Raw genomic sequence first — 13,689 nt, forward strand, 5'->3', positions numbered from 1 at the left:
GCATGAACAGCACGCTTATCCAGACAGACCGTTTCACCTTGAGTGAAACCGAGCGCTCGGCCATCGAGCACGAGCTGCATCACTACGAAGACCCGCGCGCGGCGTCGATCGAAGCCCTGAAGATCGTCCAGAAGGAACGTGGCTGGGTGCCGGACGGCGCCTTGTACGCCATCGGCGAAATCCTCGGCATCCCGGCCAGCGACGTTGAAGGCGTGGCAACGTTCTATAGTCAGATCTTCCGTCAACCGGTCGGCCGCCACATCATCCGCGTCTGCGACAGCATGGTCTGCTACATCGGCGGTCACGAGTCCGTGGTCAGCCAGATCCAGAGCGAGCTGGGCATCGGCCTGGGCCAGACCACCACCGACGGTCGCTTCACCCTGCTGCCCGTCTGCTGCCTCGGCAACTGCGACAAGGCGCCGGCGCTGATGATCGACGACGATACGTTCGGTGATGTGCAACCTGCCGGCGTTGCCAAATTGCTCGAGGGCTACGTATGACCCTGACATCCTTCGGTCCCGCCAACCGCATCAAGCGTTCGGCCGAGACACACCCGCTCACCTGGCGTCTGCGTGACGACGGTGAAGCGGTCTGGCTTGACGAGTACCAGGCCAAGAACGGTTACGCCGCTGCGCGCAAGGCTTTCGCCGACATGGGTCAGGACGACATCGTCCAGACCGTGAAGGACGCCGGTCTCAAGGGTCGTGGCGGTGCAGGCTTCCCCACTGGCGTGAAGTGGGGCCTGATGCCCAAGGACGAATCCATCGACATCCGCTACCTGCTGTGCAACGCGGATGAAATGGAGCCCAACACCTGGAAAGACCGCATGCTGATGGAGCAACTGCCCCATCTGCTGATCGAAGGCATGCTGATCAGTGCCCGCGCACTGAAAACCTACCGGGGCTACATCTTCCTGCGCGGCGAGTACACCACCGCTGCCAGGCACCTGAACCGTGCGGTGGAAGAAGCCAAGGCTGCGGGCCTGCTGGGCAAGAACATTCTGGGCAGCGGCTTCGATTTCGAGCTGTTCGTCCACACCGGCGCCGGGCGTTACATCTGCGGTGAAGAAACCGCACTGATCAACTCCCTCGAAGGTCGCCGCGCCAACCCGCGCTCCAAGCCGCCCTTCCCTGCCGCCGTTGGCGTCTGGGGCAAGCCGACCTGCGTGAACAACGTCGAAACCCTGTGCAACGTGCCGGCGATCATTGCCGACGGCGTGGACTGGTACAAATCGTTGGCCCGCGAAGGCAGTGAGGATATGGGCACCAAGCTCATGGGCTTCTCCGGCAAGGTCAAAAACCCGGGCCTGTGGGAACTGCCATTCGGCGTCACCGGTCGCGAGCTGTTCGAAGACTACGCCGGCGGCATGCGCGACGGTTACAAGCTCAAGGCCTGGCAACCCGGCGGTGCCGGTACCGGTTTCCTGTTGCCGGAACACCTGGATGCACAAATGTATGCCGGCGGCATCGCCAAAGTGGGCACCCGGATGGGTACCGGCCTGGCGATGGCGGTGGACGACAGCGTCAACATGGTGTCCCTGCTGCGCAACATGGAGCAGTTCTTCGCTCGCGAATCCTGCGGTTTCTGCACCCCGTGCCGCGATGGCTTGCCATGGAGCGTCAAGCTGCTGATGGCGATCGAGAACGGTCAAGGGCAAGCCGGTGACATCGAGACCCTGCTGGGTCTGGTGAACTTCCTCGGCCCAGGCAAGACCTTCTGTGCTCACGCACCGGGTGCCGTGGAACCGTTGGGCAGCGCTATCAAATACTTCCGCCACGAGTTCGAGGCCGGTATCGCGCCTTCCAGCGCCGCCGTCCCGCCTCTGGCAAAGCCGATCGTAGTCGGCGCGTAAACGCTTAAAGAGCGAAGGGTCCGTGCCCTTCGCTTTTCGTGCGATGACGCCTTTAAAGGCTGTGTTGATTCGCGCGCAAAACAAGATTCCATTAGCCACGCCCGCTGACACCGGGCCAACGAAGAACTTTGAACCATGGCCACTATCCACGTAGACGGCAAAGCGCTCGAAGTCGACGGGGCAGACAACCTGTTACAGGCATGTCTGTCGCTAGGCCTCGATATTCCTTATTTCTGCTGGCACCCTGCCCTGGGCAGCGTTGGCGCTTGCCGCCAGTGCGCGGTCAAGCAGTACACCGACGAAAACGACACCCGCGGTCGTATCGTCATGTCCTGCATGACCCCTGCCACCGACAACACCTGGATCTCCATCGACGATGAGGAGTCCAAGGCCTTCCGCGCCAGTGTCGTTGAATGGCTGATGACCAACCACCCTCACGACTGCCCGGTCTGTGAGGAAGGCGGTCACTGCCACCTGCAAGACATGACCGTGATGACCGGCCACAACGAGCGCCGTTATCGCTTCAAGAAGCGCACCCACCAGAACCAGCAACTGGGCCCGTTCATCTCCCACGAGATGAACCGCTGCATCGCCTGCTACCGCTGCGTGCGTTTCTACAAGGACTACGCCGGCGGCACCGACCTGGGTGTATTCGGCGCCCACGACAACGTGTACTTCGGTCGCGTTGAAGACGGCACCCTGGAAAGCGAGTTCTCCGGCAACCTCACCGAGGTCTGCCCGACCGGTGTGTTCACCGACAAGACTCACTCCGAGCGCTACAACCGTAAATGGGACATGCAGTTCGCCCCGAGCATCTGCCATGGCTGCTCCAGCGGTTGCAACATCTCCCCGGGCGAGCGTTACGGTGAACTGCGTCGCATCGAAAACCGCTTTAACGGTTCGGTCAACCAGTACTTCCTGTGCGACCGTGGCCGCTTCGGCTACGGCTACGTCAACCGCACCGACCGTCCACGTCAACCGTTGCTGGCCAACGGCGCCAAGCTGGGCCTGGACGAAGCACTGGATAAAGCCGCCGACCTGCTGCGCGGTCGCAACATCGTCGGCATCGGTTCGCCGCGCGCCAGCCTGGAAAGCAACTACGCGTTGCGCGAGCTGGTCGGCGCCGAGCACTTCTATTCGGGTATCGAAGCCGGGGAACTGGAACGCATCCGCCTGGTGCTGCAGGTCCTCAAGGACAGCCCGCTGCCTGTGCCGAACATGCGCGACATCGAAGACCACGATGCCGTGTTCGTCCTCGGTGAAGACCTGACCCAGACCGCCGCCCGCATGGCCCTGGCCCTGCGCCAGTCGGTCAAGGGCAAGGCCGAGGACATGGCCGACGCCATGCGCGTCCAGCCGTGGCTCGACGCCGCCGTGAAGAACATCGGTCAGCACGAGCTGAACCCGCTGTTCATCGCCAGCCTGGCTGAAACCAAGCTCGACGACATCGCCGAAGAGTGCGTTCACGCTGCTCCCGACGACCTGGCACGCATTGGTTTCGCTGTGGCCCATGCCCTCGACGCCAGCGCTCCAGCGGTCGAAGGCCTGGACAGCGAAGCCCTCGACCTGGTCAAGCGCATCGCCGATGCCCTGCTGGCAGCCAAGCGTCCATTGATCATCGCCGGCACCTCGCTGGGTTCCAGGGCACTGATCGAAGCGGCGGCCAACATCGCCAAGGCGCTCAAGCTGCGCGAGAAAAACGGTTCCATCAGCCTGATCGTGCCGGAGGCCAACAGCCTCGGCCTGGCCATGCTCGGTGGCGAATCGGTGGATGCCGCCCTGCAAGCGGTGATCGACGGCCAGGCCGACGCCATCGTCGTGCTGGAAAACGATCTGTACACCCGTACCGACAAGGCCAAGGTCGATGCCGCCCTGACCGCGGCAAAAGTCGTGATCGTCGCCGACCATCAGAAAACCGCCACCGGCGATCGCGCGCACCTGGTCCTGCCAGCCGCCAGCTTCGCCGAAGGCGACGGTACGCTGGTCAGCCAGGAAGGACGCGCCCAGCGCTTCTTCCAGGTTTTCGACCCGCAATACATGGACGCGAGCATCCTGGTTCACGAAGGCTGGCGCTGGCTGCATGCGCTGCGCGCAACCCTGTTGAACCAGCCGATCGACTGGACCCAACTGGACCACGTCACCGCTGCCGTCGCTGACAGCACGCCGCAACTGGCGCGCATCGTCGACGCCGCACCGTCCGCCGCGTTCCGCATCAAGGGTCTGAAACTGGCGCGTGAACCACTGCGTTATTCCGGTCGCACCGCCATGCGCGCCGATATCAGCGTGCACGAACCGCGTACCCCGCAAGACAACGACACCGCGTTCTCCTTCTCGATGGAAGGTTACTCGGGTTCGGCCGAACCGCGTCAGCAAGTGCCGTTCGCCTGGTCGCCGGGCTGGAACTCGCCGCAAGCCTGGAACAAGTTCCAGGACGAAGTCGGTGGTCACCTCCGCGCTGGCGACCCGGGCACCCGCCTGATCGAAACCAGCGGTGACTCGCTGAACTGGTTCTCAAGCGTGCCGCGCGCCTTCAACCCGGCCCAGGGCACCTGGCAGGCCGTGCCGTTCTTCCACCTGTTCGGCAGCGAAGAGAACTCTTCGAAAGCCGCGCCGGTCCAGGAACGCATTCCAAGCGCCTACGTCGCACTGGCCAAGTCCGAAGCCGATCGCCTGGGTGTCAACGACGGTGCCCTGCTGAGCTTGAACGTGGCCGGCCAGACCCTGCGTCTGCCGCTGCGCATCAACGAAGAGCTGGGTGCTGGCCTGGTGGCACTGCCGGCCGGTATCGCAGGCATTCCGCCAGCGATTTTCGGCCTTTCCGTTGACGGTCTGCAGGAGGCAGCTCAATGACCTGGTTCACGCCTGAAGTGATTGACGTGATCATCGCGGTCCTCAAGGCCATCGTGATTCTGCTCGCCGTGGTGATTTGCGGCGCGCTGCTCAGCTGGGTCGAGCGTCGTCTGCTCGCCCTCTGGCAGGACCGTTACGGTCCGAACCGCGTCGGCCCGTTCGGCGCGTTCCAGATCGCGGCCGACATGATCAAGATGTTCTTCAAGGAAGACTGGACGCCACCGTTCGCCGACAAGATGATCTTCACCCTGGCACCGGTCGTGGCCATGAGCGCCCTGCTGATTGCCTTCGCGATCATTCCGGTCACCCCGACCTGGGGTGTGGCGGACCTGAACATCGGCATCCTGTTCTTCTTCGCGATGGCGGGCCTGTCGGTGTACGCGGTGTTGTTCGCCGGCTGGTCGAGCAACAACAAGTTCGCCCTGCTGGGCAGCTTGCGGGCCTCGGCGCAGACCGTGTCGTACGAGGTGTTCATGGGCCTGTCGCTGATGGGCATCGTGATCCAGGTCGGCTCGTTCAACATGCGCGACATCGTTGACTATCAAGCGCAGAACCTGTGGTTCATCATCCCGCAGATCTTCGGTTTCCTGACCTTCTTCATCGCTGGCGTCGCCGTGACTCACCGTCACCCGTTCGACCAGCCGGAAGCGGAGCAGGAACTGGCCGACGGTTACCACATTGAATACGCCGGCATGAAATGGGGCATGTTCTTCGTCGGCGAGTACATCGGCATCGTGCTGATCTCGGCGCTGCTGGTGACTCTGTTCTTCGGTGGCTGGCACGGTCCGTTCAACATTCTGCCGCAGATCCCGTTCATCTGGTTCGCACTGAAAACCGCGTTTTTCATCATGATCTTCATCCTGTTGCGCGCTTCGATTCCGCGCCCACGGTATGACCAAGTGATGGATTTCAGCTGGAAGTTCTGCCTGCCGCTGACCCTCGTCAACATGCTGGTGACCGCTGCGATCGTGTTGCTCAACACGCCCGCCGTCGCGGCTCAGTGAGGATAGAGAATCATGAAGTACATTTTTGACATCGTGCATGGCCTCTACACCCAGCTTCGCAGCCTGGTGATGATCTTCGGCCACGCCTTCCGCAAGCGCGACACGTTGCAGTACCCGGAAGAACCGGTCTACCTGCCGCCGCGCTACCGTGGCCGTATCGTCCTGACCCGTGACCCCGATGGCGAGGAGCGTTGCGTAGCCTGCAACCTGTGCGCCGTGGCCTGTCCGGTCGGGTGCATCTCGCTGCAGAAAGCTGAAACCGAAGACGGTCGCTGGTACCCGGACTTCTTCCGCATCAACTTCTCGCGCTGCATTTTCTGCGGCCTCTGCGAGGAAGCCTGCCCGACCACCGCGATCCAGCTGACACCGGATTTCGAGATGGCCGAGTTCAAACGTCAGGACCTGGTTTACGAGAAAGAAGATCTGCTGATCTCCGGCCCCGGCAAAAACCCTGATTACAACTTCTATCGTGTTGCAGGTATGGCCATTGCCGGCAAGCCAAAAGGCGCCGCGCAGAATGAAGCCGAACCGATCAACGTGAAGAGCTTGCTGCCTTAAGGAAGAAAGATGGAATTCGCTTTCTATTTCGCATCGGGTATCGCTGTGGTGTCCACGCTTCGCGTGATCACCCACACCAACCCCGTGCACGCCCTGCTCTACCTGATCATTTCGCTGATCGCCGTGGCCATGACGTTCTTCGCCCTCGGCGCACCGTTTGCCGGTGTCCTGGAAGTGATCGCCTACGCTGGCGCCATCATGGTGCTGTTCGTGTTCGTGGTGATGATGCTGAACCTCGGCCCGGCCTCGGTTCAGCAAGAGCGCGTCTGGCTCAAGCCCGGTATCTGGGGCGGGCCGGTCGTGCTCGCCACGCTGCTGCTGGTGGAACTGCTGTACGTGCTGTTCTCCCACCAGAGTGGCCAGGCCATCGGCCACACCACCGTAGACGCCAAGGCCGTGGGCATCAGCCTGTTCGGCCCTTACCTGCTGGTGGTCGAACTCGCCTCGATGCTGCTGCTCGCTGCAGCCGTCACGGCGTTCCACCTGGGCCGCAACGAAGCCAAGGAGCAATGACGATGCCTGCTATCCCTTTGGAGCATGGTCTGGCGGTCGCCGGCATCCTGTTCTGCCTCGGTCTGGTCGGCCTGATGGTCCGCCGCAACATTCTTTTCGTGCTGATGAGCCTGGAGGTCATGATGAATGCCTCCGCCCTGGCGTTCATCGTTGCCGGTAGCCGCTGGGCTCAGCCGGATGGACAGATCATGTTCATCCTGGTGATCAGCCTGGCAGCCGCCGAGGCCAGTATCGGCCTGGCGATCCTGTTGCAACTGTATCGCCGCTTCCACACGCTCGATATCGACGCTGCCAGTGAGATGCGCGGATGAACCTACTCTTTCTGACTTTCGTATTCCCTCTCATTGGTTTCCTGCTGCTGTCGTTCTCCCGTGGACGCCTCTCGGAAAACCTGGCCGCCCTGATCGGCGTCGGCTCGGTCGGCCTGTCGGCCATTGTCGCCGCCTACGTGATCTGGCAATTCAACGTCGCCCCGCCTGAAGGCGGCCACTACACCCAGGTGTTGTGGCAGTGGATGGCGGTGGAAGGCTTCACGCCCAACTTCGCGCTGTACCTGGATGGCCTGTCCGTGACCATGCTCGGTGTGGTCGTGGGCGTCGGCTTCCTGATCCACCTGTTCGCGTCCTGGTACATGCGCGGTGAAGACGGTTACTCGCGTTTCTTCGCCTACACCAACCTGTTCATCGCCAGCATGCTGTTCCTGATCCTCGGCGATAACCTGTTGTTCCTGTACTTCGGCTGGGAAGGCGTGGGCCTGTGCTCGTACCTGTTGATCGGTTTCTACTACAGCAACCGCAACAACGGTAACGCGGCACTCAAGGCCTTCATCGTCACCCGCATCGGCGACGTGTTCATGGCCATCGGCCTGTTCATCCTGTTCGTGCAGCTGGGTACGCTCAACGTCCAGGAGCTGCTGGTCCTGGCGCCGCAGAAATTCCAGGCCGGTGACTTCTGGATGGTCCTGGCGACCCTGATGCTGCTGGGTGGCGCTGTCGGTAAGTCCGCACAACTGCCGCTGCAGACCTGGCTGGCGGATGCGATGGCCGGTCCTACCCCGGTTTCGGCACTGATCCACGCCGCGACCATGGTGACCGCCGGCGTCTACCTGATCGCCCGTACTCACGGCCTGTTCAGCCTCGCACCGGACATCCTGCACCTGGTGGGCATCGTCGGTGGCGTGACCCTGGTCCTGGCCGGCTTTGCCGCGCTGGTGCAGACCGACATCAAGCGGATCCTCGCCTACTCGACCATGAGCCAGATCGGCTACATGTTCCTGGCGTTGGGCGTCGGTGCATGGGATGGCGCGATTTTCCACCTGATGACCCACGCCTTCTTCAAGGCCCTGCTGTTCCTTGCGTCCGGTGCGGTGATCGTTGCCTGCCACCACGAGCAGAACATCTTCAAGATGGGCGGCCTGTGGAAGAAACTGCCACTGGCCTACGCCAGCTTCATCGTCGGCGGCGCGGCCCTCGCGGCCCTGCCACTGGTCACCGCAGGCTTCTACTCCAAGGACGAAATCCTTTGGGAAGCGTTTGCCAGCGGCAATCAGGGTCTGCTCTATGCAGGTCTGGTCGGCGCATTCATGACCTCGCTGTACACCTTCCGCCTGATCTTCATCGCGTTCCACGGTGAAGCCAAGACCGAAGCCCATGCCGGCCACGGCATTGCCCACTGGTTGCCGCTGTCGGTGCTGATCGTGCTGTCGACCTTCGTCGGCGCCATGATCGTTCCGCCGCTGCACGGTGTGCTGCCGCAAAGCGTCGGCCATGCCGGCGGCGAAGCCAAGCACAGCCTGGAAATCGCCTCGGGCGCCATCGCCCTGGCCGGTATCCTGCTGGCTGCGCTGCTGTTCCTCGGCAAGCGTCGCTTTGTCACGGCCATCGCCAACAGCGGCATCGGCCGTTTCCTGTCGGCCTGGTGGTTCGCTGCCTGGGGCTTCGACTGGATCTACGACAAACTGTTCGTCAAGCCATACCTGGCGATCAGCCACATCCTGCGCAAAGACCCGCTCGACCAGACCATCGGTCTGATCCCGCGCATGGCCAAAGGCGGCCACACCGCCCTGAGCCGTACCGAAACCGGTCAACTGCGTTGGTACGCGGCCTCGATGGCAGCCGGCTCCGTGCTGGTCATCGGCGCCATTGTGCTGGTAGCGGTCTGAATATGAACCTTGCGAACTTGCGAAAGGAATTGAGCCCGTCATGATTCTGCCTTGGCTAATCCTGATCCCCTTCATCGGCGGCCTGCTGTGCTGGATGGGTGAACGCTTCGGCGCCACCCTCCCCCGCTGGATTGCGCTGTTGACCATGACCCTGGAACTCGCCCTCGGCCTCTGGCTGTGGGCCCACGGTGATTATTCATTTGCACCGGCACCGGGTGCCGATCCGACCTGGGTGATTGAGTTCAAACACGTCTGGATCCAGCGCTTCGGCATCAACGTGCACCTGGCCCTCGACGGCCTGTCGCTGTTGATGATCCTGCTGACCGGCCTGCTGGGTATCCTCTCGGTACTCTGCTCGTGGAAAGAGATCCAGCGTCACGTCGGTTTCTTCCACCTGAACCTGATGTGGATCCTGGGCGGTGTCGTCGGCGTGTTCCTCGCCCTCGACCTGTTCATGTTCTTCTTCTTCTGGGAAATGATGCTGGTGCCGATGTACTTCCTCATCGCGCTCTGGGGTCACAGTTCTTCGGACGGCAAGAAAACCCGGATCTACGCCGCGACCAAGTTCTTCATCTTCACCCAGGCTTCCGGCCTGATCATGCTGGTGGCGATCCTCGGTCTGGTGCTGGTCAACTTCAACGACACCGGCGTGATTACCTTCAACTACGCCGACCTGTTGAAGACCAAGATGTCGACGACCACCGAGTACATCCTGATGCTCGGTTTCTTCATCGCCTTCGCGGTGAAGCTGCCGGTCGTGCCGTTCCACTCCTGGCTGCCTGACGCTCACGCCCAGGCGCCGACTGCAGGTTCCGTCGATCTCGCCGGTATCCTGCTGAAAACCGCGGCCTACGGTCTGCTGCGTTTCGCCCTGCCACTGTTCCCGAATGCCTCGGCCGAATTCGCGCCGATTGCCATGACCCTCGGTCTGATCGGGATTTTCTACGGCGCGTTCCTGGCATTCGCACAAACCGACATCAAGCGCCTGATCGCCTTCTCGTCCGTTTCCCACATGGGCTTCGTACTGATCGGCATCTACTCCGGCAGCCAACTGGCCCTGCAGGGCGCCGTGATCCAGATGCTGGCGCACGGTGTATCCGCCGCGGCACTGTTTATCCTCAGTGGTCAGCTGTACGAACGCACCCACACCCGCGACATGCGTGAAATGGGTGGCCTGTGGTCGAAGATCGCCTACCTGCCGGCCATCAGCCTGTTCTTCGCCGCTGCGTCCCTGGGCTTGCCGGGCACCGGTAACTTCGTCGGTGAGTTCCTGATCCTGATCGGCACCTTCGCCGCCTCGCCGTGGATCACCGCGATCGCGACGTCCGGTCTGGTGTTCGGCTCGGTGTACTCGCTGATCATGATCCACCGTGCCTACTTCGGCCCGTCGAAATCGGACGCGGTGATGCACGGCATGGATGCTCGCGAACTGATCATGGTGGTCGGTCTGGCGGTCTTGCTGATCTACATCGGCGTCTACCCGCAACCGTTCCTCGACACCTCTGCTGCGACGATGCATGGCGTGCAGCAATGGCTCGGCACCGCCTTCACTCAACTCGCTTCGGCCCGGTAAGAGCGCTATGGAATTCACGATTCAACACTTTATTGCGCTAGCGCCACTGTTGATCACCAGCCTCACCATTATCGTGGTGATGCTGGCGATCGCCTGGCGTCGCAACCACTCGCAGACCTTCCTGATTTCCGTGGCGGGTCTGAACCTGGCGTTGCTGTCGATCCTGCCGGCACTGAAAGTCGCGCCCCTGGCCGTGACCCCCTTGCTGCAGATCGACACCTTTGCCTGCCTGTACATGGCGTTGATCCTGGTCGCCACCCTCGCCTGCGTCACCCTCGCCCACGCCTACCTCGGCGATGGCGGTTCGGGTTACCCGGGCAACCGCGAAGAACTGTACCTGCTGATCCTGATGGCCGCCGCCGGTGGCCTGGTCCTGGTCAGCGCGCAGCACCTGGCCGGGTTGTTCATTGGCCTGGAACTGCTGTCGGTGCCGGTCTACGGTCTGGTGGCCTATGCCTTCTTCAACAAGCGTTCTCTGGAAGCTGGCATCAAGTACATGGTGCTGTCGGCTGCCGGTTCCGCGTTCCTGTTGTTCGGTATGGCCCTGCTCTACGCTGACGCCGGCTCCCTGAGCTTCGTCGGTATCGGCCAGGCCCTGGCGGCCACCGGGCTGCCAAGTGCACTGGCGCAACTGGGCCTGGGCATGATGCTGATCGGCCTGGCATTCAAGCTGTCGCTGGTACCGTTCCACCTGTGGACGCCGGACGTGTACGAAGGTGCTCCGGCACCGGTCGCCGCGTTCCTGGCAACCGCCTCGAAAGTCGCCGTGTTCGCGGTGATGGTGCGTCTGTTCCAGCTCTCGCCTGCTGCCAGCAGCGGTGTCCTGAGCGACGTACTGACGGTCATCGCCATTGCCTCGATCCTCTTCGGTAACCTGCTGGCCCTGACCCAGAGCAACCTCAAGCGTCTGCTCGGTTACTCGTCCATCGCCCACTTCGGTTACCTGCTGATCGCCCTGGTGGCGAGCAAGGGGCTGGCAGTGGAAGCCATCGGCGTGTACCTGGTCACCTACGTGATCACCAGCCTGGGCGCTTTCGGTGTGATTACCCTGATGTCGTCACCGTACAACGGCCGCGATGCGGATGCCCTGTACGAATACCGCGGCCTGTTCTGGCGCCGTCCGTACCTGACCGCCGTACTCACCGTGATGATGCTGTCCCTGGCCGGCATTCCGCTGACCGCAGGCTTCATCGGCAAGTTCTACATCATCGCCACCGGTGTCGAGTCGCACCAATGGTGGCTGGTCGGTTCCCTGGTGATGGGCAGCGCCATCGGCGTGTTCTACTACCTGCGCGTGATGGTCACCCTGTACCTGATCGAACCGAACCTGCGTCGCCACGACGCCCAACTGCACTGGGAACAGAAGGCAGGTGGCGTCATGCTGCTGGCCATCGCCGTCCTGGCCTTCTTCCTCGGCTTGTACCCACAGCCATTGCTGACACTGGTTCAGCAGGCGGTACTGGCGGGTTGATCGCCTGACGACACCCGGTAGCAAACGCAAACGGCACCTTCGGGTGCCGTTTTTGCGTTTGTGGGATTTGTTACTGATGCGATCCCCTTCCGCTCTGCCTCCGAAAAATCATGCGCAATTATCCGTTGCGTCCGACGGGTAAAATTCAGTCGCGGGATTTAGCTTGATTGCTCACTTGATGCAGCAGTCGAGGCGAAAGAAAACGATGAAACGCGACACCTTGCATAAATTGATGGATGGCCTTGATGCCATGGCCACTGTGCGTCGGAAGCCGACAGCGCCACAACGCTACAACGACGAAAACAACCGCTTGTCATTCCAGTGTGCCGAGAACGTCTGCAGCTTTGCAGCCTCAAAAAATTCTGGCTATATTTGTCCAGAATCTGGGAGGCATCACATGATCATCGTTCCGCTGGCTGAAGCCAAAAACAATTTATCCAAACTCGTCGACGACGCAGCGGCCGGGCAGGTCATCACGATCGCTAAACACGGTCGACCACTCGCTCGCCTGGTTCCCGTCGAGCGACCACGCGGACGACGAATCGGAGCGATGAAAGGCAAGCTCATCCTGAGCGAAGATCTCGATGCGCCTCTACCTGACGACCTGCTGGATGCGTTCGAAGGACGGCAACCGTGAGGGTGCTGCTCGACACTCATGTTCTTTTGTGGGCACTCGCCGATGATCCGAAGCTATCTGGCAAAGCCCGGACACTCATCGACAACGCCGCAGAAATTTATGTCAGTGCCGCGACGTTCTGGGAAATGGCGATAAAGGTCGGTCTGGGAAAGCTCAACGTTGATCTGGAGGAAATCCGACAGTACTGCATCGAAAGCGGGTTCATTGAGTTACCCGTTTCAGCGGAACATGCCATCGCCGTGAAAGACCTTGAACCTCATCATCGCGATCCTTTTGATCGAATCATCGTCGCAACCGCCATGTCCGAACCGATGAAGCTCATGACTGCAGATCCGATCATGGCGAGGTACACATCCTTGGCCATTTTGATTTAGCACCTGCGACAAAGGTTATGCAGCGCATTTGTTCAGGCATTGCGCAACAGGAAAACGGCACCTTCGGGTGCCGTTTGCATTTGTGGCAGCGCAGCCACTGCCTTTTTTCGTAGCGCCCGAATGGCAATCCGTGTAGCGCTTAAATCCGGCGCGCATGCATGAGGGGCCTTCAAATATCGAAGGAAAAATCTCAACACTTACCCAGCGAAAAATCGCAAACAGCCCAGTCATTGCTAATGGGCCACGCCATTGGCTGAAACCTCCCACACTCAACTCTACGAAATCGCAGCCTCCATCGGACATCAACTCGACAAATGCCCTGATTCACGAATCGCCCTCGTCAATCGCCGATTGGTGTGTACGTTTTTCCGCCTATCCAAACCCGCGCAATGACACTTCCTGCAACTTTTGACCGGCCAATGTCCAGCTCATACAGTCATTCCGTGCTCGTTTCAGCACACCCCACCTCAAACAAAAAGGGATTTTAGATATGGGTTACATCGGAAAACTGAATGCCAACAAAGTTGTTGAACTTGAACAACAGGACGCGCCTACGGAAGAACAAATCGAAGAGCTGCAATTGACCGAAACTGAACAGGCCGAACTGGACGCCGAATAAACACAACCTGCCATTACAGCAGGAGCGAGCTGGCTCGCGATGGACGGCAACGACAACGCTGGATAGCTGATACCCAG

The 13,689-nt window shown here is 61.0% G+C and carries 13 protein-coding genes; all 13 read left to right on the forward strand.

The window, feature by feature from the left end:
- Positions 1–2: 2 nt before the first annotated feature.
- The 13 genes from nuoE (at position 3) to ACM6IM_RS16405 (ending at position 13,612) form a co-directional block, all read left to right on the forward strand.
- Positions 3–500: an NADH-quinone oxidoreductase subunit NuoE gene (nuoE, locus tag ACM6IM_RS16345; RefSeq protein WP_192304198.1), complete on the forward strand. Its 498-nt coding sequence runs from the start codon at positions 3–5 to the stop codon at positions 498–500.
- Complete coding sequence (gene nuoF / locus ACM6IM_RS16350; RefSeq protein ID WP_414865709.1) at positions 497–1,852, forward strand: NADH-quinone oxidoreductase subunit NuoF; 1,356 nt, start codon at positions 497–499, stop codon at positions 1,850–1,852. Before nuoE ends, nuoF begins: the two co-directional genes overlap by 4 nt.
- 135 nt (positions 1,853–1,987) lie before the next feature.
- Positions 1,988–4,702, forward strand: a complete 2,715-nt coding sequence (gene nuoG / locus ACM6IM_RS16355; RefSeq protein WP_414865710.1) for an NADH-quinone oxidoreductase subunit NuoG — start codon at positions 1,988–1,990, stop codon at positions 4,700–4,702.
- Complete coding sequence (gene nuoH, locus ACM6IM_RS16360; RefSeq protein ID WP_192304205.1) at positions 4,699–5,706, forward strand: NADH-quinone oxidoreductase subunit NuoH; 1,008 nt, start codon at positions 4,699–4,701, stop codon at positions 5,704–5,706. Before nuoG ends, nuoH begins: the two co-directional genes overlap by 4 nt.
- A 12-nt stretch (positions 5,707–5,718) precedes the next feature.
- A complete protein-coding gene (gene nuoI / locus ACM6IM_RS16365) occupies positions 5,719–6,264 on the forward strand; it encodes an NADH-quinone oxidoreductase subunit NuoI (protein ID WP_201190678.1) in 546 nt (181 codons plus the stop codon).
- A 9-nt stretch (positions 6,265–6,273) separates the two neighbouring features.
- The gene (gene nuoJ, locus ACM6IM_RS16370; protein WP_192304207.1) at positions 6,274–6,777 is read left to right on the forward strand and encodes an NADH-quinone oxidoreductase subunit J; all 504 of its coding nucleotides are present in this window, start codon (positions 6,274–6,276) and stop codon (positions 6,775–6,777) included.
- 2 nt (positions 6,778–6,779) lie between these two features.
- Positions 6,780–7,088 carry an NADH-quinone oxidoreductase subunit NuoK gene (gene nuoK / locus ACM6IM_RS16375; protein ID WP_007940879.1) on the forward strand — a complete coding sequence of 103 codons (309 nt, stop codon included), beginning with the start codon at positions 6,780–6,782 and terminating at the stop codon, positions 7,086–7,088.
- Positions 7,085–8,938: an NADH-quinone oxidoreductase subunit L gene (gene nuoL / locus ACM6IM_RS16380; RefSeq protein ID WP_192304209.1), complete on the forward strand. Its 1,854-nt coding sequence runs from the start codon at positions 7,085–7,087 to the stop codon at positions 8,936–8,938. Before nuoK ends, nuoL begins: the two co-directional genes overlap by 4 nt.
- Positions 8,939–8,978: 40 nt before the next feature.
- The gene (gene nuoM, locus ACM6IM_RS16385) at positions 8,979–10,511 is read left to right on the forward strand and encodes an NADH-quinone oxidoreductase subunit M (RefSeq protein WP_192304211.1); all 1,533 of its coding nucleotides are present in this window, start codon (positions 8,979–8,981) and stop codon (positions 10,509–10,511) included.
- 7 nt (positions 10,512–10,518) lie between these two features.
- The gene (gene nuoN / locus ACM6IM_RS16390) at positions 10,519–11,982 is read left to right on the forward strand and encodes an NADH-quinone oxidoreductase subunit NuoN (RefSeq protein WP_192304213.1); all 1,464 of its coding nucleotides are present in this window, start codon (positions 10,519–10,521) and stop codon (positions 11,980–11,982) included.
- A gap of 205 nt (positions 11,983–12,187) precedes the next feature.
- Positions 12,188–12,619 carry a type II toxin-antitoxin system Phd/YefM family antitoxin gene (locus ACM6IM_RS16395; RefSeq protein ID WP_414865711.1) on the forward strand — a complete coding sequence of 144 codons (432 nt, stop codon included), beginning with the start codon at positions 12,188–12,190 and terminating at the stop codon, positions 12,617–12,619.
- Positions 12,616–12,993 (forward strand): type II toxin-antitoxin system VapC family toxin, encoded by a 378-nt coding sequence (locus ACM6IM_RS16400; protein ID WP_414865712.1) that lies wholly within the window; start codon positions 12,616–12,618, stop codon positions 12,991–12,993. The genes ACM6IM_RS16395 and ACM6IM_RS16400 overlap by 4 nt, the downstream gene beginning before the upstream one ends.
- A 490-nt stretch (positions 12,994–13,483) precedes the next feature.
- The gene (locus ACM6IM_RS16405; protein ID WP_274610422.1) at positions 13,484–13,612 is read left to right on the forward strand and encodes a hypothetical protein; all 129 of its coding nucleotides are present in this window, start codon (positions 13,484–13,486) and stop codon (positions 13,610–13,612) included.
- Positions 13,613–13,689 lie beyond the last annotated feature (77 nt).

Source organism: Pseudomonas sp. IT-P12 (assembly GCF_949767465.1).
Classification (GTDB): Bacteria; Pseudomonadota; Gammaproteobacteria; order Pseudomonadales; family Pseudomonadaceae; genus Aquipseudomonas.

Bases quoted from the DNA above. Each gene is read 5' to 3' on its own strand.
- nuoE (WP_192304198.1), top strand. From the start codon at position 3: ATGAACAGCACGCTTATCCAGACAGACCGTTTCACCTTGAGTGAAACC.
- nuoF (WP_414865709.1), top strand. From the start codon at position 497: ATGACCCTGACATCCTTCGGTCCCGCCAACCGCATCAAGCGTTCGGCC.
- nuoG (WP_414865710.1), top strand. From the start codon at position 1,988: ATGGCCACTATCCACGTAGACGGCAAAGCGCTCGAAGTCGACGGGGCA.
- nuoH (WP_192304205.1), top strand. From the start codon at position 4,699: ATGACCTGGTTCACGCCTGAAGTGATTGACGTGATCATCGCGGTCCTC.
- nuoI (WP_201190678.1), top strand. From the start codon at position 5,719: ATGAAGTACATTTTTGACATCGTGCATGGCCTCTACACCCAGCTTCGC.
- nuoJ (WP_192304207.1), top strand. From the start codon at position 6,274: ATGGAATTCGCTTTCTATTTCGCATCGGGTATCGCTGTGGTGTCCACG.
- nuoK (WP_007940879.1), top strand. From the start codon at position 6,780: ATGCCTGCTATCCCTTTGGAGCATGGTCTGGCGGTCGCCGGCATCCTG.
- nuoL (WP_192304209.1), top strand. From the start codon at position 7,085: ATGAACCTACTCTTTCTGACTTTCGTATTCCCTCTCATTGGTTTCCTG.
- nuoM (WP_192304211.1), top strand. From the start codon at position 8,979: ATGATTCTGCCTTGGCTAATCCTGATCCCCTTCATCGGCGGCCTGCTG.
- nuoN (WP_192304213.1), top strand. From the start codon at position 10,519: ATGGAATTCACGATTCAACACTTTATTGCGCTAGCGCCACTGTTGATC.
- ACM6IM_RS16395 (WP_414865711.1), top strand. From the start codon at position 12,188: ATGAAACGCGACACCTTGCATAAATTGATGGATGGCCTTGATGCCATG.
- ACM6IM_RS16405 (WP_274610422.1), top strand. From the start codon at position 13,484: ATGGGTTACATCGGAAAACTGAATGCCAACAAAGTTGTTGAACTTGAA.